This window comes from Serratia sp. CY55921, from assembly GCF_052167655.1.
Classification (GTDB): Bacteria; Pseudomonadota; Gammaproteobacteria; order Enterobacterales; family Enterobacteriaceae; genus Serratia; species Serratia ureilytica.
The window spans coordinates 48,469-61,979 of the sequence record NZ_JBJNMU010000001.1 but is presented as its reverse complement, the minus strand read 5'-3'; the positions used below and the strand labels follow the sequence as shown (position 1 = coordinate 61,979).

The 13,511-nt window shown below is 62.9% G+C and carries 12 protein-coding genes and 1 other RNA gene; 8 read left to right on the top strand and 5 right to left on the bottom strand.

All coding sequences use genetic code 11. From position 1 onward, the window contains the following. Positions 1-62: 62 nt before the first annotated feature. From ACJ8M3_RS00305 to ACJ8M3_RS00285, 5 genes are all read left to right on the top strand, one after another. A non-coding RNA gene (locus ACJ8M3_RS00305) (RtT sRNA) lies at positions 63-186 on the top strand. Between the two features lie 191 nt (positions 187-377). Then, the gene (gene fepB / locus ACJ8M3_RS00300) at positions 378-1,385 is read left to right on the top strand and encodes a Fe2+-enterobactin ABC transporter substrate-binding protein (RefSeq protein WP_046896262.1); all 1,008 of its coding nucleotides are present in this window, start codon (positions 378-380) and stop codon (positions 1,383-1,385) included. Between the two features lie 215 nt (positions 1,386-1,600). Continuing rightward, positions 1,601-2,656 carry a Fe(3+)-siderophore ABC transporter permease gene (gene fepD, locus ACJ8M3_RS00295; protein ID WP_042785147.1) on the top strand — a complete coding sequence of 352 codons (1,056 nt, stop codon included), beginning with the start codon at positions 1,601-1,603 and terminating at the stop codon, positions 2,654-2,656. Further along, positions 2,656-3,693, top strand: a complete 1,038-nt coding sequence (gene fepG / locus ACJ8M3_RS00290; RefSeq protein WP_033643949.1) for an iron-enterobactin ABC transporter permease — start codon at positions 2,656-2,658, stop codon at positions 3,691-3,693. The genes fepD and fepG overlap by 1 nt, the downstream gene beginning before the upstream one ends. Positions 3,694-3,714: 21 nt before the next feature. Beyond that, positions 3,715-4,521, top strand: a complete 807-nt coding sequence (locus ACJ8M3_RS00285) for an ABC transporter ATP-binding protein (protein WP_004936408.1) — start codon at positions 3,715-3,717, stop codon at positions 4,519-4,521. A gap of 28 nt (positions 4,522-4,549) precedes the next feature. On the opposite strand, the gene ACJ8M3_RS00280 is transcribed toward ACJ8M3_RS00285, so the two are convergent. The 3 genes from ACJ8M3_RS00280 to budA all read right to left on the bottom strand — a co-directional run bounded on the left by ACJ8M3_RS00280 (position 4,550) and on the right by budA (position 8,777). Further along, positions 4,550-6,136, bottom strand: coding sequence for an ABC transporter substrate-binding protein (locus tag ACJ8M3_RS00280; protein ID WP_442514593.1), 1,587 nt, complete (start codon positions 6,134-6,136; stop codon positions 4,550-4,552). A 143-nt stretch (positions 6,137-6,279) separates the two neighbouring features. Continuing rightward, positions 6,280-7,965 carry an acetolactate synthase AlsS gene (gene alsS / locus ACJ8M3_RS00275; RefSeq protein ID WP_033643950.1) on the bottom strand — a complete coding sequence of 562 codons (1,686 nt, stop codon included), beginning with the start codon at positions 7,963-7,965 and terminating at the stop codon, positions 6,280-6,282. Between the two features lie 32 nt (positions 7,966-7,997). Continuing rightward, the gene (gene budA, locus ACJ8M3_RS00270) at positions 7,998-8,777 is read right to left on the bottom strand and encodes an acetolactate decarboxylase (RefSeq protein ID WP_033643951.1); all 780 of its coding nucleotides are present in this window, start codon (positions 8,775-8,777) and stop codon (positions 7,998-8,000) included. Between the two features lie 449 nt (positions 8,778-9,226). On the opposite strand from budA, the gene ACJ8M3_RS00265 reads away from it, so the two are divergent. Continuing rightward, positions 9,227-10,129, top strand: coding sequence for a LysR family transcriptional regulator (locus ACJ8M3_RS00265; RefSeq protein WP_103101623.1), 903 nt, complete (start codon positions 9,227-9,229; stop codon positions 10,127-10,129). On the opposite strand, the gene eutC is transcribed toward ACJ8M3_RS00265, so the two are convergent. Beyond that, entirely contained in the window at positions 10,108-10,899 is a 792-nt protein-coding gene (gene eutC / locus ACJ8M3_RS00260) for an ethanolamine ammonia-lyase subunit EutC (RefSeq protein ID WP_047025269.1), read from the bottom strand. The genes ACJ8M3_RS00265 and eutC overlap by 22 nt on opposite strands. Further along, entirely contained in the window at positions 10,896-12,281 is a 1,386-nt protein-coding gene (locus ACJ8M3_RS00255; protein ID WP_033643955.1) for an ethanolamine ammonia-lyase subunit EutB, read from the bottom strand. The genes eutC and ACJ8M3_RS00255 overlap by 4 nt, the downstream gene beginning before the upstream one ends. Before the next feature lie 160 nt (positions 12,282-12,441). Between ACJ8M3_RS00255 and ACJ8M3_RS00250 the strand changes: the two genes are divergently transcribed. Both ACJ8M3_RS00250 and ACJ8M3_RS00245 read left to right on the top strand, forming a co-directional pair. Further along, the gene (locus ACJ8M3_RS00250; RefSeq protein WP_033643956.1) at positions 12,442-12,990 is read left to right on the top strand and encodes a nucleotidyltransferase family protein; all 549 of its coding nucleotides are present in this window, start codon (positions 12,442-12,444) and stop codon (positions 12,988-12,990) included. Positions 12,991-13,042: 52 nt separating this feature from the next. Beyond that, a complete protein-coding gene (locus ACJ8M3_RS00245) occupies positions 13,043-13,510 on the top strand; it encodes a FlxA-like family protein (protein ID WP_019453840.1) in 468 nt (155 codons plus the stop codon). Position 13,511: the final 1 nt, after the last annotated feature.

Sequence of the window (13,511 nt, the reverse complement as noted above, 5' to 3'; positions counted from 1 at the left end):
GCGCCTTTTGGCGCTTTTTTCGTTTCTGCACCATCCGACTCTGACTTCATCTCTCGCCGACAGAGTTCACCGGGTCGTGTAGGATGAAGAACCGTAGAGGTTCGAGCAGCGCGCAGCGATACGACAACGCGCAGCGTTGCCCGCAGGGTGAGGCCACAGGCCGAATCAATCCTGCACGACCCACCAATTCAGAAAAAAGCGCCTTTTGGCGCTTTTTTCGTTTCTGCCGTTCGCCTCCCTTTCTTCATTCGCCACGCGCTGAGATACGAATGGTTATCATTTTGACGGCTTGAATGGTAAATTAGCGGGCATAACACTCCCCAGCAATCCGCACGCGGATTGATACGCCTTAGTTTAAGGAAAGAAAGAGCCCGCTCATGACCCTATCCTTACGTCAGCTGTTCATTTCAGTTATTGCCGCCGCGGCCTTGCTGCTCAGCGGTTGCGGCCCGGACGACAAGAGCGACGGGCAGAAACCGTCCGCCCCCGCTGCCGACAGCAGTTGGCCGCGCACCATCGATAGCGCCAAAGGGAAGTTCACGCTGGAAAAACCGCCGCAGCGCATCGTATCCACCAGCGTCACCATCACCGGCACGTTACTGGCTATCGATGCCCCGGTGGTCGCCAGCGCCGCCACCAGTCCAAATCCCCTGGTGGCCGATCAACAAGGCTTCTTTACCCAATGGAGCGAAGTGGCCAAACAGCGCCACGTCGAACGGCTGTATCAGGTGGAACCCAATGCCGAAGCCGTTGCCGCCGCCGCGCCGGATTTGATCGTCGTCGCCGCGACCGGCGGTGATTCGGCGCTGAAACTGTACGATCAGCTGTCCGCCATTGCGCCGACGCTGGTGCTCGATTACGGCGACAAAAGCTGGCAACAGCTGGCCAGCGAGCTCGGTGAGATCACCGGTCACGAAGCCGGCGCCAAACAGGCGGAAGATCGTTTCGAGCAGCGCGTGGAACAAGTGAAGCAGGCGATTACCCTGCCGCCGCAGCCGACCACGCCGCTGGTGTATGCCGACAACGGCCGCGAAGCCATGCTGTGGACGCCGGGCTCCGCCCAAGGCAAGCTGCTGACCCAGCTCGGTTTCCAGCTGGCTACCCCGCCGGAAAGCGCCAAAGGCAACGCCAGCATGGGTAAACGCCATGACATCATCCAGATCTCCGGCGAAAAAATGGCCGAAGGCCTGAACGGCAAAACCCTGATCCTGTTCGCCACCAATGAGCGCAAAGTGCAAGAGGTGCTGGCCAACCCGTTCCTCAAGCATCTGGAACCGGTGGAACAGCGGCACGTCTACGCCGTCGGCAACGATACCTTCCGCCTCGATTACTACAGCGCCACCAACATGCTGAACCAAATCGAACGGTTGTTCAAAAAGCCCTGAATCACGCCGTCGGCAGGCCAGTCCCCTGCCGACGCTTTTCGCAAACGGGGCAACAATTCACATTCAATCAATTGAAATATCAATAGTTATTAACATCGTCCACGCGCCTTCGCCACCAACCGGCGGGTGCATGCGGGCGTAAACTCGTGTTACTATTGGCGCCCTTCACGAACGCAAATAACAATGAGAATAAAAATCATAAAGGAGTTACCGGTGTGAACGTACCCACTCCGACTGAGCGGACGCTTTCGTCCGCACCGCACGCAGCTTACGCCAGTGGCTTCAAACGCATCGCCGGGTTCGGTATCGGCTTGGCGTTGTTGTTGCTGTGCATCATTGCCAGCCTGATGCTGGGTTCCAAAGCCATCCCCTTCCATACCGTCTGGCTCAGCCTACAGGGCGCCGCGAGCGGCTCCGACAGCACCATCATTCTCAACGCCCGGGTGCCCCGTACGCTGGCGGGCATTTTGGCCGGTATGGCGCTCGGCGCCGCCGGCGCGCTGATTCAGGCGCTGACGCGCAACCCGCTGGCCGATCCCGGCGTGCTCGGCATCAACGCCGGCGCCAGCTTCGCCGTAGTCATCGGCATCATGTTTTTCGGCGCCGCCACCACCGAAAGCTATATGGCCTATGCCTTTGTCGGCGCGGCCCTCACCACCCTGCTGGTCTACCTGATCGGCACGCTGGCGGGCGGGCGCATCAACCCGGTGCGGCTGACGCTGGCCGGCGTGGCGATCGGCGCGGTGTTGCTCGGCATCACCACCGGGCTGTCGCTGATCGATCCGCAAACCTTCGACCAACTGCGCTTCTGGCAGGCCGGCACGCTGGATATCCGCACGCTGGCCACCCTGCCGGTGACCGCCCCCGCCATTTTGCTCGGCTGCCTGCTGACGCTACTCATCGCCCGGCCGCTGAATACCATCGGCATGGGGGAAGATCTGGCTATCGCGCTCGGCGCGCGCGTAGTGCTGACTCAGGCGATCGCAGTGATCGCCATTACGCTGCTGTGCGGCGCGGCGACCGCCACCGTCGGCCCGATCAGTTTCATCGGCCTGATGGTGCCGCATATCGCCCGCTGGTGGGTCGGCCCCGACCAACGCTGGATCCTGCCCTACTCCATGCTGCTGGCGCCGATTTTACTGCTGTGCGCCGACGTGGTCGGCCGCTTGCTGGCGGCCGGTGAGCTGCGGGTTTCCATCGTGGCGGCCTTCATCGGCGCGCCGGTGCTGATCTGGCTGGTGCGCCGCAAGAAAACGCTGGGGGGTCTGTGATGAGTCTGCCGCACACGCTGCATATCGGCCGCCCGGACGGCGTCATCAACGGGCGCCTGCCGCTGCGCCTGCTGCTGGTCAACCTTTCACTGTTGGCGCTGTGTCTGGCGATGGCCGTCGCCGCCCTGTGCTACGGCACGCTGCAACTTTCGCTGGAGCAGGTTTTTGCCGCGCTGACCGGCGAGGCGCCGAAAAACCTGGTCACCGTGGTCACCCAATGGCGCTTGCCGCGCATCGCCATGGCGCTGCTGTTAGGCGCCGCGCTCGGCATGAGCGGCGCCATCTTCCAGTCGATTATCCGCAACCCGCTCGGCAGCCCGGACGTGATTGGCTTTAACATGGGGGCTTACACCGGCGCGCTGATCGCCATCACCCTGTTCAACGGCGGCTATTACTACATCGCCGGCGGCGCGCTGGCCGGCGGCATTCTCGCCGCGCTGGCCATCTACCTGCTGGCCTGGCGGCAAGGCATCGCCGGCTTCCGGCTGATCATCGTCGGCATCGCCATCAGCGCGGTGCTGGTCTCCACCAATACCTGGCTGATCATCACCGCCTCGCTCGAGCGCGCCATGGACGCCGCCATGTGGCAGGCCGGTTCGCTCAACGGCATGACCTGGCAGAAAGCCCAGCCCGCCACGGCGTTTATCGTGCTGGCGGCCGCCGCCGCGCTGTTGATGGGCAAACGGCTACAGCTGCTGGAAATGGGCGACGACACGGCGCGCGCGCTGGGCGTCAATGCCGAAAGCAGCCGGCTGTGGCTGATGCTGTTCGGCGTCACCCTCACCGCCGCCGTCACCGCCACCGCCGGGCCGATTTCCTTTATCGCGCTGGCGGCGCCGCAAATCGCCCGCCGCTTGGCCGGGCAATCCTCGGTCACCCTGACGTCCTCGGCGCTGATGGGCGCGGCGCTGCTGCTCGGCGCCGACGTGGTGTCCCAACATCTTTTCGCGCCGATCCAACTGCCGGTCGGGATCGTGACCGTCTGCATCGGCGGCCTGTACCTGATTTGGCTGCTCATCCGTGAGGCCCGCAGATAGATAATGAAGAGTGATAATGCCATGAGCCACCGCCTGCACGCCTCGCACCTGAAGCTGGGCTACGACAATAAAATCATCGCTGACGATCTGAGCGTAGCGATCCCCGACGGCGCCTTTACGGTGATCGTCGGGCCGAACGCCTGCGGCAAATCGACGCTGTTGCGCGCCCTGTGCCGCCTGCTGAAACCCAGCGCCGGCGAGGTGATGCTGGACGGCAAGAACATCAGCAGTTTCGCCACCAAGGCGCTGGCGCGCGAGCTTGGCCTGCTGCCGCAAACCTCGATCGCACCGGACAGCATCACCGTGGCGGACCTGGTGTCGCGCGGCCGCTATCCGCACCAGAGCCTGCTGAAACAGTGGACACAGGCCGACAAACAGGCGGTGGAAGCCGCCATGGCGGCCACCAACGTCAGCCAACTGGCGGATCGCAGCGTCGACGAGCTGTCCGGCGGGCAGCGTCAGCGCGTCTGGGTAGCGATGGCGTTGGCGCAGCAAACGCCGCTGCTGCTGCTGGATGAACCGACGACGTATCTGGACATCGCGCACCAGATCGAGCTGCTGGATCTGTTCCGCCAGCTCAACCGCGAGCGCGGTCAAACCCTGATCGCGGTGCTGCACGATCTCAACCACGCCTGCCGCTATGCCGATCACATCATCGCCATGCGCGACGGCAAGATCGTGGCGGAAGGGAAACCGGCGGAGATCATTACCGCCGAACTGGTGGAGCGGGTGTTCGGCATGCCGTGCATGATCATCGACGATCCGCTGTCCCACACGCCGCTGGTGATCCCGCGCGGCCGCTACCACTGCGACGCGCCGCAGGCATGAAAAAGGCCGGGTTACCCCGGCCTTATCGTTACTTCTCCAGCGACACCTGCTTGAAAATGTGTTTGCCGAACGGGTCTATCTCGTAGCCTTTCACTTCCTTGCGCACCGGTTCGAAGATGGTCGAGTGCGCAATCATCAATGCCGGCATCTGATCGTGCATTATCACCTGCGCCTGCTGATACATCGCCACCCGTTTGGCGTGATCGTTCTCCTCGCGCGCCTGCAGGATCAGCTGGTCGAACGGTTTATAGCACCATTTCGCCGAGTTCGAACCGCCGAGCGAAGCGCAGGTAAACAGCGGGCCGAAGAAGTTGTCCGGATCGCCGTTGGCGGTGGTCCAGCCCATCAGCGCGGTCTGGTGTTCGCCGTTTTTAATCCGCTGTAAATACTCGCCCCATTCGAAGGTGACGATTTTGGCGCGCACGCCGATTTTAGCCCAGTCGGCCTGGATTATCTCCGCCATGCGCTTGGCGTTGGGGTTATAGGGCCGCTGCACCGGCATCGCCCACAGATCGATGTCGAAGCCCTGCCCCAGCCCGGCCTCCTGCAACAGCTGCTTCGCCCGCTCCGGTGAATACGGGTAGTCTTCAAGCTGCGCGTTGCTGCCCCATTGAGCCGGCGGCAGCAGGTTCTTGGCCGGCTGACCGGCGCCGTGGAACACCGCGTCGATGATCGCCGGCTTGTTGACCGCCAGCGCCAACGCCTGGCGCACCTTAACGTTATCCAACGGTTTCTTCTGGGTGTTGAACGCCAGGAAACCGATATTCAAGCCGGATTTTTCCATTACCTGAATGTTGCCGTCCTGCCGCATGCGCGCTAGATCCGCCGGATTGGGGAACGGCATCACCTGGCATTCGTTCTTTTGCAGCTTGGCGTAACGCACCGCCGCATCCGGCGTGATCGAGAACACCAGCCGATCAAGCTTCGGCTTGCCTTCCCAGTAGCGGTCGAACGCCTTGTAGAGGATTTTCGCGTCCTTCTGGTACTGCACCAGCTGGAACGGCCCGGTGCCGATCGGATCGTTGTCCACCCGCTGCGGCGTGCCGGCCTTCAGCATCGCGTCGGCATATTCCGCCGATAAAATGGTGGCGAAATACATGCCCAGATCGGCGACGAACGGCGCCTCGGCGCGGGAGAGCTCAAAGCGCACGGTGTGGTCATCCACCTTGACGATCCGGTCGATCAGCGTGCCGAACTCCATCGACTCGAAGTTGGTGTAGGCGCCGTTGGAGACCTTGTGATATGGGTTGTTGGCGTCCTTCTGGCGCATAAACGAGAAGATGACGTCATCGGCGTTGAAATCGCGGGTGGGCGTGAAATATTTATTGCTCTGGAATGCCACGCCCTTGCGCAGATGGAAGGTATAGCGCTTGCCGTCTTCGCTCACCTCCCAGCTTTCCGCCAGGCTGGGTTGCAGCTCGACGGTGCCGGGTTTGAAATCCACCAGCCGGTTGTAGATCGCCGCCGAACTGGCGTCTACCGTGGTGCCGGAGGTGAACAGCTGCGGGTTGAAGCCTTCCGGCGAGCCTTCGGAACAGTAGACCAGCGTATTGGCCCGCGCGCCGCCGGCAATCGCCAACGCCAGCAGCCCGATCGTTATTGCTTTTCTTTTCATTGCGCTATCCCCAGTGGTGAAAAAACAGCCGAACGGATAGCAATAAATCATGCAGTTAGCGATGTAAAGGACAAATTCCGCGCATAAAAACGGGCAGGCGCGCAAGCGGCCTGCCCCGGTGAAACGGCGCGAGGATGATGAAATTAAATCATCTGGCTGAAGTTCATCTGCGCCATCAGCTTATAGTTATCGGCGTAGTCGACCGGAATGGCCACCACCACCGGCCCCTGGATCTCCATCGCCTTGCGCAGCATCGGCCGCAGATCTTCCACCGACTGCACGGCGAAACCGACCGCGCCGCAGGATTCCGCGTAGGCCTTGAAGTCGATCGGCCCGAACTCCACGCCGGATTTGCGCTGGTATTTGTTCACTTCCTGCATTTCCACCATGTTGTAAGCGTTATCGACCCAGATCACGTGCACGATGTTGTTTTTCAGCCGCACCGCGGTCTCCAGCTCCATGCTCGACTGCATGAAGCCGCCGTCGCCGGAGATTGACACCACCTTGTCGCCGGGGCGCACCAGCGCCGCGCCAATGGCCCACGGCAGCGCTACCCCCATGGTTTGCTGGCCGTTGGAGATCAACAGCTGGCGAGCGCGGAAACTGTAAAGATAGCGGGCTATCCAGATGTGGAAACTGCCCATGTCCACGCACAGCGTCACGTCGTCGCTGACGATGTCCTGCAGCTCCTTGACGATGCGCAACGGATGGATCGGCATGCCGCCGCGGCGCGCGGCGCGTTCCGCCAATTCGGCGCGCTGGCGGCCGAGATCGGTCAGGATCAGTTCCACCTCCGCCGGGACGCAGACCGCCTCATTGAACGCTTCGGTCATCATGTTCAGCGTGGCGCTGATGTTGCCCACCAGCTCGACGTCCGGCCGATAGCAGGTATCGATGTCCGCCGGCAGCACGTCGATATGCACCAGCTTCAGCCGCCCGTGGCTGTTCCACATGCACGGATCGTATTCGATCGGATCGTAGCCGACGCTGACCACCAGATCGGCCTTTTGCAACAGCTGATCGGCCGGCTGGTTGTTGAACAGGCCGACGCGGCCGGCGAAACGGGCAAAGTGATTGACGTCAATCACCCCCGCCGCCTGATAGGTGCCGACCACCGGCATATGGGTGCGGTACAGCAGATGGCGCACCGCCTCGCTGTTCTCCGGCCGGCTGGCCTGCAAGCCCAGCAGCAGCACCGGGCATTTGGCCTGGCGGATCAGTTTTACCGCCGCCTGAATGTCGTCCGCCGCCGCGGCCCCCATGCGCGGCAAGCGGCAGCCCGCCAGCACCGGCGCCGTGACCGGCTCATTGACGATATCCATCGGCAGGCTGACGAACGACGCCCCCGGCCGGCCGAACTCGGCGCGGCGGAAGGCGTTGGCGATCACCTCGGAAATCGCCGAACCGGCATGCACTTCGGCGCAGTACTTGGTCACCGGCCGGAACATGCTGACGGTATCCATGCTCTGGTGCGTCTGCTTCAGGCTGTCGGCGCGCTTCACCGCGCCGCCGAAGGCCACCACCGCATCCCCTTCCGAGGTGGCGGTCGCCAGCCCGGTGATCAGGTTGGAGCTGCCCGGCCCGGAGGTGACCAGCGCCACCCCCGCCTTGCCGGTCAGGCGGCCGACCGCCGCCGCCATAAAGGCCGCGTTGGCCTCATGGCGCACCACTACCGTTTCGATCGACGGCGCATCTTCCAGCGAATCGAACACCCGGTCGATCTTGGCGCCCGGAATGCCGAAAACGTGTTTGACGCCCTGCGCTTCCAGGTTTTTCACCACCAAGTCGGCGCCGCATTGCCAGTCATTGCCTGTTTTTTCCTGTGCCATGGTTCCACCTCCTAAGAAAACGATCGCCGGGATTAGCCCTCGGCGGAACGAATTGCGCGATCCAAATCCTCTGGACAGAGGTTGGCGCGCAAGAAATCCGCATCATGCGGCAACTGAAGATTGAGACGGGTGATGACGCCGAACTGCAGGCGGCCATGATCGAGCTGGTAATCCAGCACGTGGCCGCCGCCGCTGCGGTCGTCGGTAACGAAGTGTTCGTGATAGCCGGCCACGCCGATGCCCTGCATGTAATCGGGCGAGCGGAAGCCGACCAGCGTGCCGCGCCGCTGATGGAACGAGAAGGTCGGCTGCTCTTCTATCGCTTCCAGCATTGGGCGGTAAGGCCGTTCCTGACGCGGCACGGTGCGGGTTTCGACATGGCTGAACTCACCGTCGACCCGCACCGCGCAGAACAGGTTCGGCGAGGCGACCTGTTCATCGATGCATTGGTGCAGTTGCGCCTTGGTGATCGGCCGATCGAATTGCTGGCTGACGCTGGGCTGGAAAAAGGTGACGACGGCGAAAGGGGTTTTCTGTTGCAAACCGGCCGGGCGGGCGCTGCCGTCGGCGCGCAGCTGGTGTATTTCCTGATCGAACGCGATCAGTTCGCCATCCAGATGATTGAAGGTGCCGAGGCCGAAATCGCCGTGTTTCAGCAATTCGGCGATGGTGGTCTCCCCTTCATAAACCCCGTCGATGAGCGCGCTCATCAGCGAGATTTGATAGATTTCGCCCTCCCCGGCGTTGATCGACTGCCTGGCGAAACCCTGCGCCAAATGGCGCGCACAGGAACACCCGTGTTTTTCGTTCATGCTGACTCCTCCACCAGCGCGGAACTGCGGTTCCACGCGTTCAAAAGACCCGCCGACGGCGAGCCAAGATGCCCCTCAGGCGCGTTCATCAGTTGGAACGATTCAGCCTGAGGCGACAAAAAAACCGGCACGGCTGGCCGGCCGATATCCAGAAACAACAGGAAGATAAGTGAAAGTAAAGACTCACTAATCATTGAGGTTGAGTCGGATATCAAATTGAACGGTTAATCTGGTGTTGGAGCGACAATCAACGCCACAGGCGGCTGACGCAGCCTGGGAAAAACATCTGCTATTTGGTGCTAAACGCCGCTAGGTTTATGCGTTTTCTCTCTATGCGGCCGGGATGCGGCGGCGCTGAAGCCCGTCGTCAACCCGCAATCAGAGTAGCCGCAGCATCGCCAACAGAGAAGCGGGTATTCATAAGAAACGCTTTTGCATATAATGCAAAAATGAATGACGCCCGCTATGTAGAACATCTGCCAATCTTTCTCGACGTGGCCCGCCTGGGCAGCTTTTCCGCCGCCGCACGCCAGCTGGGTATGGTGCCTTCTTCGCTGGTGCGCCATATCGATGCGCTGGAAAGCGCGCTCGGCGCGACGCTGTTCGTACGCTCCACCCGCGGCCTGTTGCTGACCGACGCCGGCGAGCTGCTGCTGGCACGCGCCGCCGCGCTGATGACGGACATTACCGGCATTCGCGCCGAGCTGAACGCGCTGAACGAAACGCCGCAGGGCACGCTGCGCATCAGCTGCCTGCCGACCTTCGGCAAAACCTATGTGCTGCCGCTGCTGCCGACGCTGGCGGAACGCTACCCTCAGCTGTGGGTCGATCTCGATCTGACCGAACGCCAGACCGATCCGACCCAGGAACGGCTGGACGCCGCCATCCGCATCGGCGAGCAGAAGGACAGCGCGCTGTACGCCAGCCGCATCGCCACCCAACGCTGGGTGATGTGCGCCAGCCCCGGCTACGTCGCCCGCTATGGCCTGCCGAGCGATCTGGAGGCGCTGCCGCAGCACCGGCTGATCGCCCGCTACCACAAACAACAGCCGGCCTGCTGGGCGCAGATCCTCGACGCGGCGTTGATGAACCGCTGCACCATGGCGCTGCGCTGCGACGACTTCACCGCGCAGCGCCAGGCGGCGCTGCTCGGCCTCGGCATCGCCTTCCTGCCCAACTGGGTGGTGGGGCCGGACGTGCAGAATGGGCAACTGGTTCAGATGCTCGAAGATCCGCGCCATGAGCAGCAAGGCATCTATCTGCTGCGCCCGATGGCGAAGGTGTCCGCCCGGCTGGCGGCCTTCACCGCCCTGCTGCAGCAAACCCTCGGTCAACCGCCCAACTGGGCGTAAAGCGGGGTGACGCGGCCGCGCAGCGCCGGGTTGTCGCTCTCGTCTTTCAGTTCGACGCCGGTCAGCCCTCGCCGGCACGCCTGTTCCAGCAACCAGGCCAATTTGAACGCCGCCTGCGGATAATCCAGCCCCTCCGGCCGCACATTGGAGATGCAGTTGCGCTCTGAGTCCCTTCTGCGCGCGTTCGGCTCCCAGGTCAGATAAATCCCCAGGCTGTCCGGCGACGACAGCCCCGGCCGTTCGCCGATCAGCACCGCCACCGCCCGGGCCTGCAGGCACTCGCCGATCTCATCCCCCAGCGCCACTCGCGCCTGATGCGCCAACACCACCGGCGCGATCGCCAGCCCCAACGTATCGAGATAGGGCCGCAGCGCCTGCAGCAGCGGCAATGCCTGGCGGTGCACCGCCTTGGAGGAGAGGCCATCCGCCACCACCAGCAGCAGATCGGTCCGGCGCGGCGGCACGCCGAGCAGCAGGCGGCGGCTGTCCAGCGCCAATCGCCGCCCCAGATCCGGACGGCGCAGATAGGCGGCGCGGTCAACGGCCTGGCTGTGCACCGCCAGCGTGGGCCAACCGGCATCGTGCAGATCCGCCGCCAGCCGTTCGCTCTCGAATGGCTGATGCACCGCGTCGCGCGCCTGGGCATGGGCCAGGCCGAAGCGCAGCAGCTCGTCGGTCGGCAGACTGGCGCCGGTGCGCCCCAGCGCGATGCGCGCATCGGTAAAGGCGCGCAGCGCGTCCCAACTGTTGACGTGAACCGGTTTGCTCATGTCCGTTCTCCCTGCAGCGCCAGCAACAGCGGGTGATTGGCGGCGGCGTCGCGCAGCCGTCCGCGTTCATCGGTGATGTTCATCGCCGCCAGCCAGGCGGCGAACTCCGGCGCGTGCTTCAGCCCCAGCAGTTCACGGATATAGAGCGCGTCGTGGAACGAGGTGCTTTGGTAATTGAGCATGATGTCGTCCGCGCCCGGCACGCCGATCAGGAACGTCAGCCCGGCGGCGGCCAACAGCGTCAGCAGCGTGTCCATATCATCCTGATCGGCCTCGGCATGGTTGGTGTAACAGACATCGCAGCCCAGCGGCAGGCCGAGCAGCTTGCCGCAGAAGTGATCCTCCAGCCCGGCGCGGATAATTTGTTTGCCGTCATACAGGTATTCAGGGCCGATAAACCCCACCACGGTGTTGATCAGCAGCGGTGAGAAATGCCGCGCCACCGCATAGGCGCGCGCCTCGCAGGTCTGCTGATCGACGCCGTGATGCGCGTTAGCCGACAGGCAACTGCCCTGCCCGGTTTCGAAGTACATCACGTTATCGCCCAACGTGCCGCGCTTGAGGCTCAGCGCCGCCTGCTGCGCCTCCGCCAGCAGCGCCAGACTGATGCCGAAACCGCGATTGGCCGCTTCGGTACCGGCGATCGACTGAAACACCAGATCCACCGGCGCGCCGCGCTCCATCAGCCGCAGCGTGTTGGTCACGTGGGTCAGCACGCAGGATTGGGTGGGTATGGCGAAGCGCTGGATCACGTCGTCCAGCATGTAGTTGAGTTTTTCCAGCAGCGGCAGGCTGTCGCTGGCCGGATTGATGCCGACCACCGCGTCGCCGCTGCCGTACAGCAAACCGTCCAGCATGCTGGCGGCGATGCCTTGCAGGCTATCGGTCGGGTGATTGGGCTGCAGCCGCACGCTGAGGTGGCCCGGCAGGCCAATCGTATTGCGAAAGCGCGTCACCACCCGGCATTTCTTCGCCACCAGGATCAGATCCTGATTGCGCATGATCTTGCTTACCGCCGCCGCCATCTCCGGCGTAATGCCGGCGGCCACCTGCGCCAGCATGGCGCTGTCCGCCTGCTCGCTCAGCAACCAGTCGCGAAAATCGCCGATCGTGAGGTGCGAGATGGGCTCAAAGGCGGCGGCGTCGTGGCTATCGATGATCAGGCGCGTCACCTCGTCCTGCTCGTACGGCACCAGCGGCTGCTGCAGGAACGCCTTGAGCGGCACATCCGCCAGCGCGATGCGCGCCGCCATGCGCTCTTCGGCGCTTTCCGCCGCCACCTCCGCCAGATAATCGCCGGAACGCGCCGGCGAAGCTTTCGCCATCAGCTGGCGCAGGCCGCCGAAGCGATAGCCGCGTTGGCCCAACGTTGCCTGATACATAGCCCCCCTCCCTTGCCCTGAGTGACGAGATAAAAGCCCTGCACCAAGTGTAGTCAGTGAAGCAAGAAAATTAATTTGCCTGCTATCGCCGCCATCGCGCATCCCCCCATTTCACCCGCCGCCGCTTCGGGTTACAGTAGCCGCGAAAACAGGAGGGGTGATGGATCCGCAACGGCAAATTATCGACTGGCTGCAACAAGATAGCGCGCGCATGGCCGCCCTGCGCACCGTGCGCCGGCTCGGCCTGAATGACTGGTGCCTCGGCGCCGGCTTTGTGCGCAACCTGGTGTGGGATCGGCGCCACGGCTATGTGGAGCCCACGCAGCTCAACGATATCGACGTGATCCACTTCGATGCAGAGCGGGCGGACGCCGAACGCGATCGCATGCTGGAGGCGCGGCTGCAGCAGTGGCTGCCGCAGCCGTGGTCGGTCAAGAACCAGGCGCGCATGCACCTGCGCAGCGGCCGCGCGCCCTACCGCAACAGCGAAGAGGCCATTAGCTTCTGGACCGAAGTGGAAACGGCGATCGGCGCGCGCCTGAACGCCGACGACAGCATCACGCTGGTCGCCCCTTTCGGGCTCGCGGCGCTGTTCAACGACACCATTACCTTCAACGTGAAAAATGGCGATCGCACGGCCTATGCCCAGCGCGTGGTCGACAAAGGCTGGCTGCTGCGCTGGCCGCGTCTGCAGCAGGTAAAGATTTAGCCGCCGCTGCCGATACCTTGAACAGCGAGATCCAGACTCAGGGAGAGCAACCATGTCGACCACCATCACCATGATCGTACCGATCAAGAATACCGTCCCCGGCGTCAGCAACGTCTTCAGCGCGCCGGGCCATCAGGGCGAATTACTGATGGCCAAACCGGTCAACAACCAGCCGCAAGGCGGCAAGATGGAGAAAAACGAACGCGCCAACGGCAATGACGAACCGGTTAATCTCAATGAAAGCCGCGCTTCGGCGCGTATCAAGGCGCTGAACCGGCAGATTCAGGCGCTGCAGCAAAAGCTGGTGGAACTGAAGGATTCCGACGCCGATCCCAAAGAGATCGAAAAGCAGAAACAGCTGATCGAAGCGCAGATCAAGATGTTGCAGGCCGAGATCGCGCGCATCCAGAAAGAAGAAATGGAAAAGCAGCAGCAGGAGCAGATGGCAAAAGCCGCAGCGCAATCCGGCGACGGCGTAAACCGCCCAACGCCGCTTAACGCAGTGGACGTCTATATCTGAC

Coding starts and splice junctions, on each gene's coding strand:
- ACJ8M3_RS00255 (WP_033643955.1), bottom strand. CDS start 12,281: ATGTATCAGGCAACGTTGGGCCAACGCGGCTATCGCTTCGGCGGCCTG.
- ACJ8M3_RS00280 (WP_442514593.1), bottom strand. CDS start 6,136: ATGAAAAGAAAAGCAATAACGATCGGGCTGCTGGCGTTGGCGATTGCC.
- eutC (WP_047025269.1), bottom strand. CDS start 10,899: ATGAGCAAACCGGTTCACGTCAACAGTTGGGACGCGCTGCGCGCCTTT.
- ACJ8M3_RS00245 (WP_019453840.1), top strand. CDS start 13,043: ATGTCGACCACCATCACCATGATCGTACCGATCAAGAATACCGTCCCC.
- ACJ8M3_RS00265 (WP_103101623.1), top strand. CDS start 9,227: ATGAATGACGCCCGCTATGTAGAACATCTGCCAATCTTTCTCGACGTG.
- ACJ8M3_RS00250 (WP_033643956.1), top strand. CDS start 12,442: ATGGATCCGCAACGGCAAATTATCGACTGGCTGCAACAAGATAGCGCG.
- ACJ8M3_RS00285 (WP_004936408.1), top strand. CDS start 3,715: ATGAGCCACCGCCTGCACGCCTCGCACCTGAAGCTGGGCTACGACAAT.
- fepB (WP_046896262.1), top strand. CDS start 378: ATGACCCTATCCTTACGTCAGCTGTTCATTTCAGTTATTGCCGCCGCG.
- fepG (WP_033643949.1), top strand. CDS start 2,656: ATGAGTCTGCCGCACACGCTGCATATCGGCCGCCCGGACGGCGTCATC.
- alsS (WP_033643950.1), bottom strand. CDS start 7,965: ATGGCACAGGAAAAAACAGGCAATGACTGGCAATGCGGCGCCGACTTG.
- budA (WP_033643951.1), bottom strand. CDS start 8,777: ATGAACGAAAAACACGGGTGTTCCTGTGCGCGCCATTTGGCGCAGGGT.